Consider the following 17886-nt stretch of genomic DNA (forward strand, 5'->3'; position numbering starts at 1 on the left):
TTGTCGCATGCGCTCGCACCTGGGGGCGATGCACTCACGGCCATTTCACCGGAGTTTGAATGACCTGGGACACGGCTTTCCTCAAATCCGCGGAAGGATTTTGGGGCTAGCAGCGAGCGTCTAAAATGGAAAAGCTGGTTGCGGTAGACCCATGCAGCGTTTTAAGCGTGCGGACGAATTCCTTTCGTGGCTATTTCTCCTCGGTTGCATCGTTTCTGCCGCTGGGCAGACGTCAGCGGTCAACGGTCCTGTGCGCCTCGCGGTTGTCGACGAGGATGGTGTGGCCGTTTCGGACGCTCAAGTGGTCCTTCAGGAGTCCACGCACGCTGAGGTTCGTCTCTCGACCGATTACGCCGGCCATGCCTCATACGTCCTCCTGGGGACTGAGCCCTACCGCTTGCGCATCGACAAGTTGGGGTTTTACGAGACGGTGTCGGATCAGTCCGATCCGCTGCTTCGAGATGTTCGGGTAGTGCTGAACCACGAGCAGATGGTGGTGCAGCAGATCAGCGTAACGGCGTCGGTGCTCGGGATCGATACGGAGCAAACCTCCGATACACGCACCATGACTGTGCCGGAGATCGTCAATGTGCCGTATCCAACCTCCCGCGACATCCGCAATCTGCTGCCCTTCTATCCCGGAGTGGTTCAGGATGTGACCGGTCAAGTGCATGTGGTCGGTTCGGAGACCTGGGCAACTCTGGATACGCTGGATGGATTCGACATCCGCTCCCCTGTCAGCGGGATTCTTGCCATGCGGGTAAGCCCCGACGCGGTTCGCTCAATTGACGAGGAGACGACTCGCTACCCGGTCGAGTTCGGCAGAAGCACGGGCGGCGTCGTGGCGTTCTACACCGGAATGGGCGACAACAAGCTCCGCTTCAATGCCACGGATTTTCTTCCCTCTCTGGAACAGCGCAACGGAATCCGCTTTGACAAATTCGTGCCCCGGTTGACTCTTTCCGGACCGCTGGTACGTAGCCGGGCTTGGTTCTTCGACGGACTGGAAACGGAGTATGACGACATCTACATCCAGGAGCTTCCTTCAGGGGCCGACACCAATCACCTGCTGCGCGGAAGCAACCTGATGAAGTTCCAGGTGAATGCGGCGTCCACCAATATTCTGTCCGGCGGCTTGCTGTTTAACGACTATCATTCGCCCTACGACGGCATCTCATCGCTGGTCCCGCAGGAGAGCACCACAAAGCGCAACACTATAGCCTGGCTGCCATATCTGCGCGATCAGCAAATCTTTCACAATGGCGCGTTGCTGGACGCCGGGCTGGGCGTAGTGCGATTCAGGGACGGCTACGAGCCTCATGGCGAAAGCTCTTTCCAGATCACACCGGAGCTTTTTGAGGGCAGCTACTTTGAGAATCTAACCAGCCGGTCGCAGCGCGTCGAGGGAAATGCGGCGCTGTATCTGCCACCTTGGCACTGGGCTGGACTGCACAATCTCAAAGCCGGCATCGATCTGGACCACATCGGCTTCGACGAAGCCGTGACACGCGCTCCAGTCAATTATCTCCGCGAGGACGGAACACTGCTGAGGCAAAGCGTTTTCCCCACTACCGCGCCTTTCACCCGCCACAACGTAGAAGCTGGCATATATGTGCAGGACCGATGGGCGCCGCGCGCTGGCCTGATCATCGAACCAGGCTTACGGTTCGATTGGGACGAAATCATCCGCAGGCGGCTCTTTTCGCCGCGTCTGGCTGCCAGCTACTCGCCTTCGGGAGCCGAGGGCAGGACAAAGCTCTCTGTGGGCATCGGGCGCTATTTCGAGCACACGCAACTGGAATACCTTACGCGTGCTCTGGCCGGCATTCGCTACGACACATACTTTGCGGCCGATGGCATAACTCCAACGGGCTCGCCAATGGAAACTAGCTTTTTCGCCAACGACGGTTCGTTGCATGAGGCCCGTGCGCTGAACTGGAGCGTGGGAGTGGAGCAGAGGTTGCCAGGCTCCGTCTATGTCAAAGCGAATGTGATTCGGAAGCTTGTCTCCGACGAATTCACCTATCTAAACCAGAGCGGTCCGACCGCGCTCTCAGCGAACTATGCGCTGACGAATTCCCGGCAGGACCATGACAAGCTGGCCGAGGTCGAAGGCCGCCGCACGTTTGCCGGCGGCTACTCCCTCTTTGCCGCTTATACACGCTCCTACGCTCGCACCAACGCCGCCATTGATTATGTGCCCACTCTGTCGATGCTCGGCGCGCAGCAGAGCGGCCCTCTGGGATGGGACACGCCGAACCGCGTGCTCTCCTGGGGATGGCTGCCATTGCTGGCGCCGGGTTTCAAAAAGAGCTGGGACTTCGTCTACACCTTCGACTGGCGCACGGGCTTCCCGTACACCTCGATCGACGACAGCTACAAGGTAGTGGGCGCGGCGGGATCGAACCGCTTTCCCAATTACCTTTCATTTAGTCCTGGGCTCGAATGGCGTTTTCACTTTCGCGGGTCGTACTTCGGACTTCGTGGCGTCATCGAAAATGCGACCGACAGCGGTGATTACGCGGTCGTGAACAACGTGGTAAATTCGCCCAAGTATGGAACCTTCAGTGAGCCTCTGGGGCGAGCATTCACCGCGCGCCTCCGCCTGATCGGGTCGACTAAATAGTCGAAACCGCAAGCCAGGCTCGCATGCGCTTACCATCGTCTCTATATGCGCTTATTTGTCGGTGTACCCTTGCCGGCTGCGGTCATCGCCGAACTCTCGGCGATCACGCTGGATCTTCGATCCAGCGGGCAGCAACTCCGCTGGTCAGCTCACGACTCGTGGCACATCACTCTGCAATTTCTCGGCAACACCGTTCAGGAACAATACGAATGTACCGTCGCACAACTGCGACGGCTGCGTTTGCCGCCGATTCCCATTCGGCTTGAGGGGCTGGGCTTCTTCGATCGCTCCGGGGTTTTCTCTGCCTGTGTCAGAGTGACGCCAGAACTACTCTTGCTTCAGGAACGTGTCACGGCAGCAACCCAGCTTTGCGGGTACGTTCCCGAGACTCGTTCCTTCCAGCCCCATATCACGCTCGCGCGAAGCAAAGGAAAGGGACTCCGTGAACTCAAAGCCAAAGTGCCGCATCAACCGAAGTTCACCAGGTTCGTCGCGAAAGAATTCCTCCTATACGAAAGCTTCCTCGGCTCCGAGGGCTCTCGCTATGAAGTCCGCGAGCGGTTTCCGCTCGATAGCCCGCAAGTACACGAGTAATGATTGGGAAAGACGCTGATCTTCAGCCACGGCGCTAGACCCGCGGAAGCAGACACCTCGTGAGCGCAATTTGAACTGCTCGTCGCTCATGTATTCATGCGATACACAGGTTGTTCTTTCAGCAGGCCGAAACGGTGAGAGTGCGGCGCAACGCCGCACTCTCACTCCCTATGACACCTCAGAAGACTATCTTCCCCGCGAACTGCACAAGCCGCGGATTGTTGAGCTGGCCCTGGCCCGAGATCACGCCGAAGTTCGAAGACCCGAACCCATTTGCCGGAGGTATGAACTGCACATGGTTGAAGGTGTTGAATATCTCGCACCGAAATTCAAATCCCAGCCTTTGATCGGGGCCGAAGGTAGTGTGTTTGAAGGCGGCAAAATCCCAGTTGTCGATACCTTGAGCTTTGAGAGTCGGATCGACACGTGGTTCATTGCCGAAGGTATACGGCGCTGGTTCCGTGAAACATGCAGGGTTTATCCAGCCGGCATTGCCGGCCAGGCCGCTCTTCACGCGCTGGTCAGCGCTCCCACTGGTGGCTTTGTTGCAACCTGCCACTACGTTGGGACGAAGCCCGGCACCATAGTAGTTTGCGCCATTGCTCACAGCATTGATGTTAACGGGGAAACCATCTTGGAAAGTCGTCACGCCATCGACTCCCCAACCACCTACAAACTTGTTGGTCAGGGGAGAGACGCCATTCAGGTATTTTTGCTTGTTACCAAACGGGAGATCCAAAACATAGCTCACGATCAGGTGCTGCGGAACGTTCTGCGACGAAACAGACTTCTCGCCACGCAGGTTATTCCAGTCCTGAATTGCTCCCGTGCCTCCGGTTTCGAGCCACGAAGTGATGGTGTCCGTGTTGCTGAGAAGCTTGGACCACGTGTATGCCGCCAGAAGCGTACCTCCGCCGCTGAACCGCTTCTGCAGAGTCGCCTGAAGCGAGTGATAGATGCTGCCAAAGCTTCCCTGGCCCGCATATTGCAGGCCGTTGTACTGAGGGAAGGGCCTCAACAATTGTCCCGAAGTAGTTGTCGCCGACGACAGCGCACTGCCCGGGGCGGAACTGGCCGCGAATGGATTTGTGACTAACTGAGTGATGCTGACGGCCGCATAGGGATTTGCCGGGTTGGAAACCAATCCTGCCTGGTATTGCAGGGCTGCCTGGGCGAGATAGTTGTCTCCTAACTGGTCTACTTGCTGGCTGTACTGAGGCAGGTGTGTTCCTTTATTGGCTGCATAAGCTACATCGGCGAACCATCCACCCCACAGAGAGCGCTGGATATCCAGGTTCCATTGCTGCATGTAGCCATAGTTGTATTCCGGAATGTCAAAAGTCGGGTTCGCTGAACCCTCAAGGTCCACCGCAGCAAGCGAAACTCCGGTAATCGACGACGGAGTGCGCCCAGGCGGCTGGACAAAGCTGATCCACGGCGTGGTAATCGTGTTCGTTGGAACTTCTGTATTGCCATTGTTTCCTGTGTAATCCGTTTGAATGGAGTTAACAGGATCATTGAGAGGATTGGTAGCCCAATTAGCATCAATCGGCATCCAGAACAATCCATATCCGCCGCGTATCACAGTCTTGGAGTCGAAACCGTAAGCGAAGCCAACACGCGGTGCAATGCCAAGTTTGTTCGTATCCAGATTGTAGCGGCTGGAGTGCCCTGGCGTATCCACCAGACCGGCAGCACCAAGCACGGTCAGACCGGTTGCGGCACTGGCAAGCGGATCGACCGCGAGTGGATTGAAGTATGACTGCCGGTTAAACCGCTCTGTCCACGGGCTCTGGTAGTCGTAACGCAGACCAAGGTTGAGTGTCAGTTTGTTAGTCGCGTGGTAGGTATCATTGACGTAACCAGCAAGGAGCTTCTGCTTCCCGGCCACCAGATTCGGAATGACAGCGTCGCCAAAAAAGTGGTTACCCACGTTGCTTGGATTCTGAGCCCATCCCAGCAGGTAATCCGCGAACGCTAACTGAGCCCCTGTCGGATTCACAGTAGTATCGTAGTCCTCTGTGTAGGAGCCGCTAAACCCGAGAGATCCGCTGACGATGTTGCTCTGGGCGTAGTCGTCCAGCGTGATTTCATCTTGAAAGCCAAGCTGGAAGGTGTGACGTCCATGCACCAGGGTGATAGAGGGCGATATCCAGTACTGGGTATCATGGTCGACGATATAGCTCTGCCCCTGGGAGGCCATGACGTTGTCGGACATACCCAGAACGTCGGGAGTGGGCGGCGTTCTGAGTGAGGATGGCAACTGAGTATTGAACCCGGAAGGCCAGCCAATACTTGTGAAGTCAAACCCCGAATTCTTTGGTGTCCGAAGATAGTTAAAGCGGCTTGCAGAAATGTCCAGATTGCCAATGACATTCGGGCTGAAGACGTAGTTGTAGCCAATAGCGATCGCCTTCGAGGTCATTGTCTCTGTGCAACGATCCAGGCAGAGACCGGTTCCGAGTGGATCCTCAGGAAGATTCAAATTGTTCCATTGGCTGAATCGTCCAAATATATGTTGTTTGTCGTTGATCTTTTGGTCGATGCGCACAAGGTTTTGGTTCTGATTGCCGCCAAGGCTGTAACTTGCAACATAATTGTTCAGCTGGTTGGCATTGGTTGGTTTCGGCCAAAGATTCAACATCGCCTTAGCCGTTGCATTGACGCGGTTGGCTGGGATCATATTGCCGGCAAACGGAACGGGATTGTATGTGGCGCTGGGACCGCCTGCGGCGTTCCCGCAACCGCCAACGCCTAAACCATCTGCGTTGGGGATAGTTTGAAGCACTCCACCGCACGGATCGATGATTTGCGCTACGCCTGAGGCGGCCGCAAGACTGCTTAAATCGTAGGCTCCGTTGGGTCCTCCGCCGATCTCTTGAGCCGTTGGAACTGTAGATGTCCATGGCGCTCCGGAGCGCAACCGGAATCCCTCGTAGCTATAGAAGAAAAAGGTCCTGTCTTTGATAATTCTTCCACCGAAGTTGACGCCAAACTGGTTCTGCGTAAAGGGCGGTCTGGCGATCCCGGCGTTATTTGAAAACCAGTCATTGGCGTTTAGGACTTTATTTCGAATGTACTCATATGCCTCGCCGTGGTAGGCATTGCTGCCGCCCTTGGTGCTCAGGTTGAGAACTCCGCCCGCAACCTTGCCCCACTCCGGGCCAATGTTATTTGTTTGAACTTTGAATTCTCCGATCGAATCCTGCGTTGGAATCAGAATAGGCAGATTGATGTACCCGATATTGAGCGGCTGTCCATCCAGATACTCGGCACTCTGATTCGCAAAGGCGCCACCGATCTGGAAGTTACCCCACGAAAAGGGGTTCTGACCGGTCGCCGTAGCACCGGCTTGTCCCTGCATAACTACGGATGGCGCAACCTCAACCAGGCTGAATACATTGCGCCCGTTCAACGGTAGTTCATCGGCGTTGCGCTGCTCAACAACCTCGCCTAAAGAAGAAGTCTCCGCCTGCAGCAGAGGGGCATCGGAAGTTACGGTTACAGTTTCACTTACCTGGCCGACAGTCAATGTAAAGTCGATTCGCGAGGTCTGCTGAACCTGAATCGTGACATTGGAGCTATCGACGCGTTTGAACCCCGCCTTTTCAACTTCAAGACGATACTCGCCGGGGTTGAGGTTCACAAAGGAGTAGAGCCCGGTTTCGCCCGTAGACTGGACCTGTTTCTCATCTGTCGCTTTGCTGGTTAGCGTGACGGTTGCCCCTACCACTGCTGCACTGGACGTGTCCGTTACCGTTCCAGTGACCGAGCCGTAAGTTGACTGTGCTCTCGCTAAGAACGAGCTGGACACGAGAAGAACAACGATCAGAACTGCTCGCGCAAATAGTCTTATTGACATGGCGCCTCCGAAGTTTGCAGGGGCGTAGAGACACCCCTACGCTGCGTAATACGGGGCGTTGGAAAGATATGTACCAGCAGTAACGCAAGATTATTTAGAGGAAGCAGCTTGAAAGAGAGCGTACTCGCGTTTTGCATCGTCAGTCCGGCCAGAAATGGAATAAAGATGCATCAGGCGATAGTGCACAAGCTTGTCGGGGTTGGGCTCGCGTTCGGCCGCCGTCAGCACTCGGATGGCTGTCGCTGAATCCCCAAGCTTCTGCTCTGCCTCCGCCAGATTGAGGCTTGCCCACTGCGGAGGATGCGACGTTTTCATCAAGGGCTGGAGGAAATCGCGCAACGCTGCATACTGCTCCAATTGCAGCATGCATTTGCTTAGATGGGCCGCCGGACGTTCATCTACCGGGTTGGACGCCAGTTCAGCACGAAACGACTGAGACGCCAGCTCCCACTCATCATGCTTTTCGCGAAGCAAGCCGAGACTGTAATGAAGATCTGCAAGTTCAGGATGTTCGCGGATGAGTCGCTCATACTCTGCAACTGCTTCTTCTTCGTGACCCTGATCAGCCAGCACGTCTGCCTGGAATTGTGCGAGATAGGGCGATGTGGAATAACGATCTGTACACCGCTCGATCTGCTGCATACCTTGTTCCGCGCTAAGAACCGAGAGCAGATACAAAAGCGCTACGTCCTGAGGGTGCTGTCTCCAGCGTTCGACAGCCTCGGACCAACTGAGGTCGGGACGGAAGTAAGGTGAGATTCTCTCCGCCTCTGCAAACGCACTGCGCGCTCCCTGTGAGCCGCTGGTTGGAGCTTCCCGGAGAGCGGCGAGAAATGGCTCTGAACCATGAGCCTTACTTAGTTTGGCGGCAAAGAACTGTCCGCTGCGAAGATAGGATTTCGCTGACTGCACGAGTGCCAGATCTTCCGGGTAGTCATTGCTCTTGAGGAGTTCGTCGTAGATCTCCACGGATTCGATCGGCTCGTCTAAATCCAGATAACACGAAGCGACAGCGGATGCGACACGGATGTTCTTGCGCTCTTCGTGGTAGATCTTCGCCAGCATCGGCCTGAGGCTATCCAACTCCCCCATGCGGCATTTCTCTTCTGCCAGCAGTGCGTAGGTTTCGGGGACATATCTCTGCTTGAGCGCAAGAGAGTAATAGTGCATCGCCTCCGCCGAACGGCCCTGCATCTGGAGGCTCAGGCCCAGGTCGGTGAGAACCGCTTCGGCTGCGGGGGACTGTGCAAGGGCCTTTCGATAAAACTTCTCGGCAGCAGAGTAGTTCTTCGCTTCCATCGCCTCGCGGGCGGCGGCCATGTCTGAAGGCTGCTGGGCCTTGATCGAGATTGAGAGTGATATTGCGAGCATCGCGGGCAGAAGAGTGGGCCACCGTGTGCTACGACGAAGCAGCGTCGGTGCCGAAGCAAAAGGGCAGATCGCGAAGACTCTCACATAACTCATTCTCGGCATCGCTCGCCGAAGCGCGCTCCGTGACCGCATCATTAGCGGTCGCTTAAAAGAACACCTTAGATTGCCTTTGGGCTTCGACGTTGTCAAGTCCGTCTTGCTGGAGCGATCTGTCGCCTTAGACTCGCTCCGATCGGCTTGTGATACCCTGCCTTCGATGAAACAACGATTTGGTTCCTGGCGCGGCTCGAGGGCTAGACTGTCACGGCGTGCGTTTCTCTCGGGCTCATTGGCCGCCGCTGCGAGTGCGGCATTCGGGCAAGGCGTAGTAACTCACAAACGCGTCGCATTGCCGCGTGGAAAGAGATCCGGCCTGCCATTCAACGCACGTTTCATAGAGATTGCGCGCCAGGCGGGGCTGGATCATCCGATACTCTATGGTTCACCAAGTCCCAAGGATTACATCCTCGAATCGCTCGGATGCGGGTGTGCATTTATCGACTACGACAACGATGGATGGATCGACATTCTCATTCTCGGCGGAAACAGCCTTACTCATCCAGATACCGTCGTCACCAACCGCCTCTATCACAACAACCGGGACGGTACCTTTCGAGATGTCACTCAGGAGGCAGGCCTGACCAAGTCAGGCTGGGCTTGCGGCGTTTGCGTTGGGGATTACAACAATGACGGCTTCGATGATCTTTTTCTGACCTACTGGGGGCAAAACGTACTGTACCGAAACAACGGGAACGGAACCTTTACTGATGTGACCCGTGAGGCTGGATTACTGAACGCACCGGAGAATGGCGCAACGCGCTGGGGAACTGGTTGTACTTTTGTCGACTACAACCGCGACGGATATCTGGATCTCTTTGTAGCGAATTACGTTGGCTTCGATTCCTCCCAAACGCCTCGCCCTGGAGAAAAGCCTTACTGCTACTTCCATAATGTACCGGTCAATTGCGGTCCGCGCGGCCTCCCATTCGGACGGCATAGCCTTTATCGCAATAATCGCGATGGCACCTTCAGCGATGTCAGCGAGAAAGCCGGCATTGCAGGCATACGCAGTAACTATGGTCTCACCGCGGTCGCTGCCGATTTCGACGACGATGGTTGGCCCGATATCTATGTAGCATGTGACTCCAGCCCAAGCCTATTGCTGCTGAACAACCATGACGGCACATTTCGCGAAGATGGCGGAGTGAGGGGCGTCGCCTATAGCGACGATGGTCAGGAACAGGCAGGCATGGGAGTTGCCGTGGGCGACTTCGATGGCGACGGCCGCCTGGACATATTCAAAACAAATTTTGCGGAAGACTTGCCGGTGCTCTACCGCAATCTAGGCAAAGGCATCTTCGAAGATGCCACGCGTGAGAGCGGTCTCGCCGTCGACAACCGGTTTGTATGCTGGGGGACTGGCCTCGAAGACTTTGACAACGATGGATGGCCGGACATCTCCATAGTTACCGGGCATATTTATCCCGACTTCGAGCTTCACTTTCCGGATTCTCCGTACAAGAGCCCGCTACTGCTCTTCCGCAACTTGGGTCAAGGACATTTTGAGGAACTGTTCGATGAGGCAGGCACGGCGATTCAGGTTCCACACTCTAGCCGTGGTCTTGTCTTTGGCGACTTTGACAACGATGGCGATATCGATATGCTCGTTGTCAACATGGGAGAGCCGCCTTCCCTGTTTCGAAACGATGTTTCAGGCCATAATCACTGGATCAAGATCAGGCCCGAAGGCACTACTTCCAACCGGTCCGCAATTGGCACGCGCATTGAAGTAATCGCAAACGGCAGAAAGCAACTCAAGGAACAGCAGAGTCAATCCAGCTTTGTTTCCTGCAACGATTTCCGTCTCCATTTCGGGCTTGGCAGCGCGACCGTGGCGGATGCGCATGTGCGCTGGCCGAGCGGTCAGCTTCAATCATTCCTAGGGCTCAAGGCTGACCAGCTATACACCATCAAAGAAGGTAAAGGCATCGTACCCAATCGTGGCTGGAAATAGGGCCGTTGAAAGCGTCAAGGGTGATTGGCTTCTTTCCGGAGCAAGGCATACAGGAATGGTTTTCCGGTCGGCTTCTCGCTGCCTCCATGCGGCTCGACAGTTACGAATACGGCATCGATTTCGGCCAGTTGCTTCGAATCATCGGTGCGAAGCACCCATCGGCGATTCGATTCGCTATCCTCGTAAAGAACACCAAGATTCATCGGATGAGATTCTGCATTCAATTCCGAGTCTTTCTGTCCCCAGACCTGAAAGGTACTCGCATTCTTGACACCCGGCTGATGATCGAGATCGAACGCGTAAAACACCAATGATTTGTTTTGCGTGTAAAACACCCGGCCAAACGGCTTGCGAGTTCGGCTCACACTGTCGACGTCAAAGACGTCGGCGATATAAAGCTTACGTGCTCCCATGAGTTCCCGAATGTCTCGATCGGAAGACAGATACTGCTCATCGTCCTTCAGTCGCCGGCCCTGGTCGCGAGCCGCAATCGTCAAATCCGAGACCTTTTCCTCCAGAGATGCTGCCCGCGCAACGGCCTCATCGTGATCCGTGCGCAGGCTGGCCACGCTGGCCTGGATCGTCTTGTTCGCATCCTGAGAGGCTGCGAGTTGCACAGCTAGCTTGTCTCGTTCTTCGATGAGCTGATGCAGGTCGCTATCCTTTTTGTCACCTAAATTGGTGAGCTCAACTGCGCGTTGCTCGGAAAGGTTCAAGGCAGCGTCTAATCGATCAACTTCCCGTCGTTGAGCGGACAACAACTGTTCCAGCGCTGAGACTTGAGCTGTCTGCGAAGCAAGCAGATTCGTGGGGTTATGCATCGGCGGCGAAAGTACGACTGCCGGCAATGCCGAGCCGTTCGACGCATTTCGATCCATTGCACCCTTCCATTCTCCGGCGCGATAAGCTCCCAACGCCACTGCGACCATCAGGCACGCGGCAAGAGCGGCCCACAGTGGCCTACTTATGCCAGGCCACAGCGTTCGCTGCGCCTCGGCTACCGGCGAGGCACGCCGGATGTCCACGACGCTTGATGCTTCCTCCTGAATCGCTTCGAACAGCCTCCGTCTCACCCTGCTGCTGTCCCACTGCATCGCCTCTTCCGATGGAGCATGATCCCCGGAAAGGAACCGCATGCCTTCTGTCCCGATCAATCTGAACTGAGCGCAGATCTCCCGGCACGAGCTGCATGTCTGCAAATGACTCGCAAGCTCTCGCTGCTCTACGAAACTGAGCGCGTCGGCCTGTGCCAGAGCACACAACTCCTTGAATCTTTCGTGATCGCCCCGTTCCTCAGTCTTTTGCATCTTCGTGCATTCGTACCCTTCCGACTACCGCGCTCTTGCGCAGCCGTTCAAGACCCCGATAAAAATGGTGACGCACGTTACCGAGAGGCTCGTGGAGTCGCTCACTGATCTCTCTCAGCCCTATCTCTTCAAAATAAAACAATTTCAGCGTTTCTCGCTGAATCTCGGTCAATTCTTCGAATCCGGCGCGCAGTCGTCCGAAATCAAGCCTGGCCTCGACCTCCCGCTCCATATCGCCCTGCTCTGGCAGCTCCTCAAGCAATCCGTGGGAATCGATATCCCCCCGTTGATAGAACTTTTTGCGCCGCAAGTGAGTCCTCTGGTCAAGCGCCCGGCTGTAGGCGATCTGAACAATCCATATCTTTGCGCTTCCCCTGGACGGATCGAAAAGCGCAGCCTTCCGAAACACATAGAGGAAACACTCTTGCACGGCGTCCTCCGCCTCGCCAACCTCCTGCAGGATGCGGAATGCGATGCCATATACAAGGTTGGCGTAACGCTCGAATAGTGTATTGAGCGCTCTCGGATCGCCGGCGCACAAGAGGGACACGAGTTTTTCGTCACTCGGCTCTGCGGATTCGACCCCTTGCGAAACCGCATCTTGTACTTTTCGCTGCGTACTCGTGGTTTCTACTTCTTCAAGTATCGATGGCGCGAGGAGAAACAAGCTTCCAGTCCGAGTGGTTCGTCCTATCAAATTAACTTCACTGGCCAAAGCAAGCCACCCTATGAGACACACGAAAATATACTCTCGCAACTGGATCAGATTCCAGACAAATAAGAAACTCCCAAAGCCGCAAAATTTCGTAGAAAACTTTGGTACATGCACGCTAAGAGCGCCGTATAGATTCACTGTAGAATTCTTCGCTGCAGACTCTACTGATTTAATTTGGCTCCCATAGGAACCTGTCGAGATCTCTTCGATTGCCAAACGGAACTTGAAAGGAGACGATGATACGGATGCACAAGCCGCTGTTTATACTTATTGTCCTGATTCTTCTTCCATGCGTCCTTCTGGGACAATCTACTTTGGCGTCCCTGACTGGACGCGTCACGGATCCAGACAGAAAGGTGATCGGCGCCGCCACCATTCGCGCTATCAACACGGGAACGGGAATCCAGTATCAGGGTCTCACCAGCGAGGCAGGTGTCTACTACGTATCCGACCTGCCGCCCGGCAGATATCGCATCGAAGTTGAAAAAGTGGGATTCAAAGCAGTCATCGAATCCGACGTTTTCCTGCATGTGCAAGATGTTATGGAAGTGAACTTCGAGATGATGTTGGGCTCAACTTCGGAGAGCGTCACCGTAAGAGACAATTCCGCGCCGCGCGACACAGAGTCCTCGAGTGTTGGCACCGTTGTCGAACGGAGAGAAGCAAATGAGTTGCCCCTTAATGGAAGAAACGTCTTCAACCTGATTGTTTTGGCTCCTTCTGTCATTCCTCAAGGGAGTTCCTCGGGTACACCGGTAGGCGTGAATCCTTTTGGTTGGGGCAATTATCAAGTAACCGGTGCGTTCGGTAATCAGAGTGCAGAATATCTCGACGGGCAGCCGCTCAACATCAGCTACATCAACCTTCCCATCCTCGTCCCGATCCAGGATTCGATCCAGGAATTCAAAGTCCAGACGAGCAACTTACCTGCGGAGTGGGGCCGTTTCGCAGGCGGAGTGACGAACCTAAGCACGAGAGGTGGCACGCACACCATCCATGGTGGCGCTTACGAATACTTGCGCAACCGGATTTTCAACGCCAATGACTATTTCCTGAATGCCGCAGGCAAACCACGTCCTGCCTGGGTAGAGAATCAATTCGGCGCCGAAGCCGGCGGTCCGCTGCGTCTTCCGGCTTGCTGCGTTCAAAATCGGATTGTATGGTTCATGAACTGGGAGGGCTTCGCGCTGCGAACAGGAGAGCCCTTCACGGCAACTGTCCCTACCGCAGAAGAGAAGACAGGTGACTTCTCAGCAATCAGTTCCCCAGTCTTCGATCCATGCGCGGGAAGTGCTCTTAACGCCCAGGGCGCATGTCCTATGAGCGAATCCATGCCCGCTCAATTCCAGGGCAATAAGATCCCAGTCGACCGAATCAATCCGACATCCAAGGCTCTTCTCTATTTGTGGCCGAAGCCGAATGTTCCGGGAACCGTTACTCCTTCCGGAACTTTTAACAACTTCAATGCGGTTGCCAATACGGGAGGTAACCAAAATCAGGCAGTCGCGAGAGTGGACCAGGAACTAACGGACAAACAGAAGCTCTTCGCGCGATTGAACTATTGGGATGTCTTTGACCTACCCATCGATCCTCTCAATAATGGCTTGTGCGAAGACCGATGCTTCGAGCATTACAGAACCTTCGCCCTGGCCCAGGGATACAACTATGCAATCAGTTCACAGACGGTTTTCGACCTTAACAGCAGCTTCAGTTATTTCAGATACCGTCGATATCCGAAAAACGCCGGCTTCGATTTGGCTTCGATCGGCTGGCCTTCCAGCTATAACGAGGCAATACCTTCCGCGATGCGAACGCCGCCAACTCCTTGCGTTGCAACCTACGTGGATAACATCATGTGCACCCAAGGTCAGAGTTTTATCCAGGATAACGACTACCAATATAACCTTTCTCCTGGTTTAACTCTGATACGGCATCGCCATTTATTTCATCTCGGCGCGCAGTTTGAGGTCAGCTATGACAACTTTGCGCAGACCAACGTTGCAAGTGGCGCATTCGACTTTTGTGGATTCGGCGAACCCTGCTATACAGGGCTTTCGATTGCTGACTTTCTGCTCGGCTATGCGGACAATTTCAGCAATGTAGAGAACCACTTTTCGGCGCAGGCTGTCGTGCCGGAGGTCACAGAGGGAAAGCAGGTCTACCGGGCTCTTTACCTGAACGACACATGGCATGTCGCAAACAACCTCGCTCTCAATCTTGGCCTCCGCTACGAATTGCAAGGCCCCTGGTCTGAGCGGCTCAATCGGCTCAGCTATTTCGACCCAAGTGCGATGAGTTACACCAACGCATTTCTTCCAGCAGGATCAACTCCGGTCAGAGGAGATGTCTTTTTAGTATCGCCTGGGACCCGTAACAATCTTCCGCTGAGAAAAGATAATTTCGCGCCCAGGCTGGGGATCGCGTATGGCGTGACGCCAAAGACCATGGTGCGCGGCGGGTATGGGATTTTCTGGATACCGAACTACGTGGCATATGCCCTGAACCCAAACAACGACATGGTGAATGCGGCCAGTACTACGTTTACCGGAACCGTAGATGGAATCCATCCTTATAGCTCCATCTCACTTCCCTTCCCGAATGGAATTTCTCCTCCTCCAGGCAGACGTCTTGGCACTGAAGGCACGCAACAGTTCCTCACGCAAGTGGTTCAGTCAATTACGGAGGTTGATCGTGACGATCATCCCGAAGGATATGTGCAGCAGTGGAGCGTAAGCCTCGATCATCAGCTTCCGGCGCAATTCTCCTTTGTCGCTGCGTATGTGGGATCGAAAGGAACCCACTTAGCCCAATATTCTCAGCAGGTGAATCAGATCTCCGACAACCTGCTTTCTCAGGCGGCGGCTCAATTTGCATCTGGAGGCAGGTCTGCGGTTGAGCTCCTGAAATCCACTCCCAATCCTTTCACGGTCAACGGGCAAGCGCTGGCTTTGACTGCTGCCAGCACCACCGTTGGACAACTGTTGCGGCCCTATCCTCAGTACACCAGCGTCGAACTGGCGGGACAGGGATCCTTTGATTCGATCTATCATTCGTTTCAGTTGACCGCGACAAAGCGCTTCTCAGCGGGAAGTACGCTGACGGCGGCCTACACCAACTCCAAGTTGATAAGCAACACCGATACACTCACTGGTTGGCTGGAGACTCGCGTTGGAGCTATCCAGGACAATAACGATCTGCAACGCGAACGTTCCTTATCCTCTCAAGATGTACCACAACGCCTTGCTATCAGTTATGTACTCGATCTTCCATTTGGCGAGGGAAGGCCTTACTTTTCTCACCTGAATGGAATTGTGAATGGCATCGTAGGGGACTGGGGCATCGATGGGGTGGCCACATTTCAAAGAGGCTTCCCGCTTGTGTTTACCAATGGACAAACCAACGACGCGACTCTATTCGGAGCAGGTTCGCGTCCAAACATTTCGCCTTCTTGCGCTAAGTCGAGAACTAGCTCCAGCCGGCTGCAAAGTTGGTTCAATACAAACTGTTTCTATGCTCCCGCAGATTTTACTTTCGGCAGCGAGCCGCGCGTAGATGCAACGCTGCGCTCGGACGGAGTGAACAACATCGACTTTGCTGCATTCAAGAGGATCTTGTTGGATCAACGAGATCACCTCGCAATGGAGTTTAGGGTAGAGTTCTTCAACCTGCTGAATCGGGTCCAGTTCGCGCCACCTGACACAACTTGTTGTGTGGGCAATAATCCTGATTTTGGGGTTGTAACCAGCACAGCGCCGGGCACAAATCCCCGTTTAATTCAGTTTGCAGCAAGATTGTCTTTCTAGACGCGAATATCGACTCAAACAGTTTCCCGTGGTACTGATCTGCTAGGCCAGTTTGAATGGCCAATGATTGCATCGACTGTTCGTTTTTGGTCAGAGAGTTTCGATCCCGGACAAAGATCGCGTTGCCGATTGCTGTCCCGGAACTGAACTCACTTATGAATCAGTGACTTGAAGTTGGCGCGTTTTGGCCGGCTACGTGCACCGTTCGGAGTAGATCGCACCTCGCGCAGAGACCGATCAAAGGAGGCCCATGAATCTCAAAGCCCTTTCCCGCGCACTCGGAGATGTTAGGGGATTCTTAATGCTCCGATCCATTGCTCGCATCGTGGTTCCTGTTAACATGGTATCTATTTTCGCTTTGGCGTCCTTGGCCAACGCCCAAATCTCGCCAGACCTGCCCAATCCGATCGCGGCGCCGAATCCGCTGACGGCGACGCTATCCATTTTTCGCAACAATATGCAGGACAAGATCATGAAGTCGGCGGAGGCGATGCCAGAGTCAAAGTACAGCTACCGACCGACAAAGGACGTTCGGTCGTTTGCCGAGATCCTGACTCATGTGGCGGATATATCCTACTATTTGTGTTCCAACGCCAAGGGTGAAGCGCCCCCCGCCTCGGCTACCGCGAAGGGTACGAAGACCGAAATCATTGCCTACCTCAAAGGCGCGTTCAACTACTGCGATGGCGCGTACTCCGGGTTCACCGATGCGCATCTCAATGACCCGGCGGACTTCTGGGGCTTCAAAACGAACAAGATGTTCATCTTGACGCAAACCGGAAATCATGACGCCCTGCATTACGGCAATCTCGTCACGTATCTGCGCCTCAATGGCGTCGCGCCGTCCGGGGGCTGGTTTTGATGGCCTAGCGGCGCCCGCGTGCCACTAAGCGATGTCGCATCCCCAGTCCTGCGCGCGTGTCGGTATCCGACCGCGCGGGCTGGTTTTTTTGTGCGTGTCGCGGTCGAGTTCTAAGCAGCTCAACACCCGCATCCGGATGGCCCTGGCGCTTCTTGCTGTAGCTCTTGTATCCGGCCATCTGCCGGCCCAGAGAGCCTCCCGCAGCGATTGCTCTCCTGACCGAAACGAGTGTAGTCTGATATAGGTAATGCGTGTTTTTCGCCAATTCGGCGTGCTGGTCCTGCTGCTGGTGTCGTGCCTAACGCCGGCTATGGCCTGCATGGTCCCCGATGCGCAAATGAGCACGGAAGAGCGCGCCTGCTGCCGCACCATGAAGAACCAGTGCGGGCAAATGGAAATGCCAGCATCGCATGGCTGCTGCCAGACAACTTCCCCCGGCACTCGCGATAGCGCGCTGAACACAAAGGCAGTGACCTTTCATCCGGTCGTGGCCCCTGTCATCTGGTTGGCTGCTTTTGAGCTGCTCACTCCCAATCTTGCCGTCACCGGACGGGTGGAACACCTCGATTACTCACCTCCTAAGTCCCCGCCCGCCACAATTTCTATTCTAAGAATCTAGTCAGCTCCTCTCTCGCACACTACTTTTGCCGAGCGCGTACATCTGTCCGCGTGTTTCGGCAAACGTCTTGAACT

Annotated in this window: 10 protein-coding genes; 6 read left to right on the forward strand and 4 right to left on the reverse strand. The window is 55.0% G+C overall.

What is annotated here, in order from left to right:
* The first annotated feature begins 151 nt into the window (after positions 1-151).
* Both OHL23_RS01550 and thpR read left to right on the forward strand, forming a co-directional pair.
* A complete protein-coding gene (locus OHL23_RS01550) occupies positions 152-2626 on the forward strand; it encodes a TonB-dependent receptor (protein ID WP_263350011.1) in 2475 nt (824 codons plus the stop codon).
* A gap of 45 nt (positions 2627-2671) precedes the next feature.
* A complete protein-coding gene (gene thpR / locus OHL23_RS01555; protein WP_263350012.1) occupies positions 2672-3220 on the forward strand; it encodes an RNA 2',3'-cyclic phosphodiesterase in 549 nt (182 codons plus the stop codon).
* Between the two features lie 178 nt (positions 3221-3398).
* Here thpR and OHL23_RS01560 read toward each other — a convergent pair whose 3' ends face one another.
* Complete coding sequence (locus OHL23_RS01560) at positions 3399-7082, reverse strand: TonB-dependent receptor (RefSeq protein ID WP_263350013.1); 3684 nt, start codon at positions 7080-7082, stop codon at positions 3399-3401.
* Positions 7083-7172: 90 nt separating this feature from the next.
* Positions 7173-8546: a tetratricopeptide repeat protein gene (locus OHL23_RS29165; RefSeq protein ID WP_263350014.1), complete on the reverse strand. Its 1374-nt coding sequence runs from the start codon at positions 8544-8546 to the stop codon at positions 7173-7175.
* Positions 8547-8709: 163 nt separating this feature from the next.
* Here OHL23_RS29165 and OHL23_RS01570 point away from each other — a divergent pair, with 163 nt between their 5' ends.
* Positions 8710-10506 carry a CRTAC1 family protein gene (locus tag OHL23_RS01570; protein WP_263350015.1) on the forward strand — a complete coding sequence of 599 codons (1797 nt, stop codon included), beginning with the start codon at positions 8710-8712 and terminating at the stop codon, positions 10504-10506.
* A gap of 14 nt (positions 10507-10520) precedes the next feature.
* On the opposite strand, the gene OHL23_RS01575 is transcribed toward OHL23_RS01570, so the two are convergent.
* A complete protein-coding gene (locus OHL23_RS01575) occupies positions 10521-11813 on the reverse strand; it encodes an anti-sigma factor (RefSeq protein WP_263350016.1) in 1293 nt (430 codons plus the stop codon).
* On the reverse strand, positions 11800-12744 hold the full coding sequence (locus OHL23_RS01580) for a sigma-70 family RNA polymerase sigma factor (protein ID WP_263350017.1): 945 nt from the start codon (positions 12742-12744) through the stop codon (positions 11800-11802). The genes OHL23_RS01575 and OHL23_RS01580 overlap by 14 nt, the downstream gene beginning before the upstream one ends.
* A gap of 29 nt (positions 12745-12773) precedes the next feature.
* Here OHL23_RS01580 and OHL23_RS01585 point away from each other — a divergent pair, with 29 nt between their 5' ends.
* The 3 genes from OHL23_RS01585 to OHL23_RS01595 all read left to right on the forward strand — a co-directional run bounded on the left by OHL23_RS01585 (position 12774) and on the right by OHL23_RS01595 (position 17812).
* Positions 12774-16331 carry a carboxypeptidase-like regulatory domain-containing protein gene (locus OHL23_RS01585; RefSeq protein ID WP_263350018.1) on the forward strand — a complete coding sequence of 1186 codons (3558 nt, stop codon included), beginning with the start codon at positions 12774-12776 and terminating at the stop codon, positions 16329-16331.
* Positions 16332-16632: 301 nt separating this feature from the next.
* Positions 16633-17193, forward strand: coding sequence for a DinB family protein (locus OHL23_RS01590; protein WP_263350019.1), 561 nt, complete (start codon positions 16633-16635; stop codon positions 17191-17193).
* A gap of 247 nt (positions 17194-17440) precedes the next feature.
* Entirely contained in the window at positions 17441-17812 is a 372-nt protein-coding gene (locus OHL23_RS01595) for a hypothetical protein (protein ID WP_263350020.1), read from the forward strand.
* The last annotated feature ends 74 nt before the right edge of the window (positions 17813-17886 follow it).

The sequence above is a fragment of the Acidicapsa acidisoli genome, assembly GCF_025685625.1.
GTDB lineage: Bacteria > Acidobacteriota > Terriglobia > Terriglobales > Acidobacteriaceae > Acidicapsa > Acidicapsa acidisoli.

What these genes read in the sequence shown, in the direction of transcription:
- OHL23_RS01550 (WP_263350011.1), top strand. Translation starts at nt 152, where the DNA reads ATGCAGCGTTTTAAGCGTGCGGACGAATTCCTTTCGTGGCTATTTCTC.
- OHL23_RS29165 (WP_263350014.1), bottom strand. Translation starts at nt 8,546, where the DNA reads ATGAGTTATGTGAGAGTCTTCGCGATCTGCCCTTTTGCTTCGGCACCG.
- OHL23_RS01595 (WP_263350020.1), top strand. Translation starts at nt 17,441, where the DNA reads ATGCGTGTTTTTCGCCAATTCGGCGTGCTGGTCCTGCTGCTGGTGTCG.
- OHL23_RS01575 (WP_263350016.1), bottom strand. Translation starts at nt 11,813, where the DNA reads ATGCAAAAGACTGAGGAACGGGGCGATCACGAAAGATTCAAGGAGTTG.
- OHL23_RS01585 (WP_263350018.1), top strand. Translation starts at nt 12,774, where the DNA reads ATGCACAAGCCGCTGTTTATACTTATTGTCCTGATTCTTCTTCCATGC.
- OHL23_RS01590 (WP_263350019.1), top strand. Translation starts at nt 16,633, where the DNA reads ATGCTCCGATCCATTGCTCGCATCGTGGTTCCTGTTAACATGGTATCT.
- OHL23_RS01560 (WP_263350013.1), bottom strand. Translation starts at nt 7,082, where the DNA reads ATGTCAATAAGACTATTTGCGCGAGCAGTTCTGATCGTTGTTCTTCTC.
- OHL23_RS01570 (WP_263350015.1), top strand. Translation starts at nt 8,710, where the DNA reads ATGAAACAACGATTTGGTTCCTGGCGCGGCTCGAGGGCTAGACTGTCA.
- thpR (WP_263350012.1), top strand. Translation starts at nt 2,672, where the DNA reads ATGCGCTTATTTGTCGGTGTACCCTTGCCGGCTGCGGTCATCGCCGAA.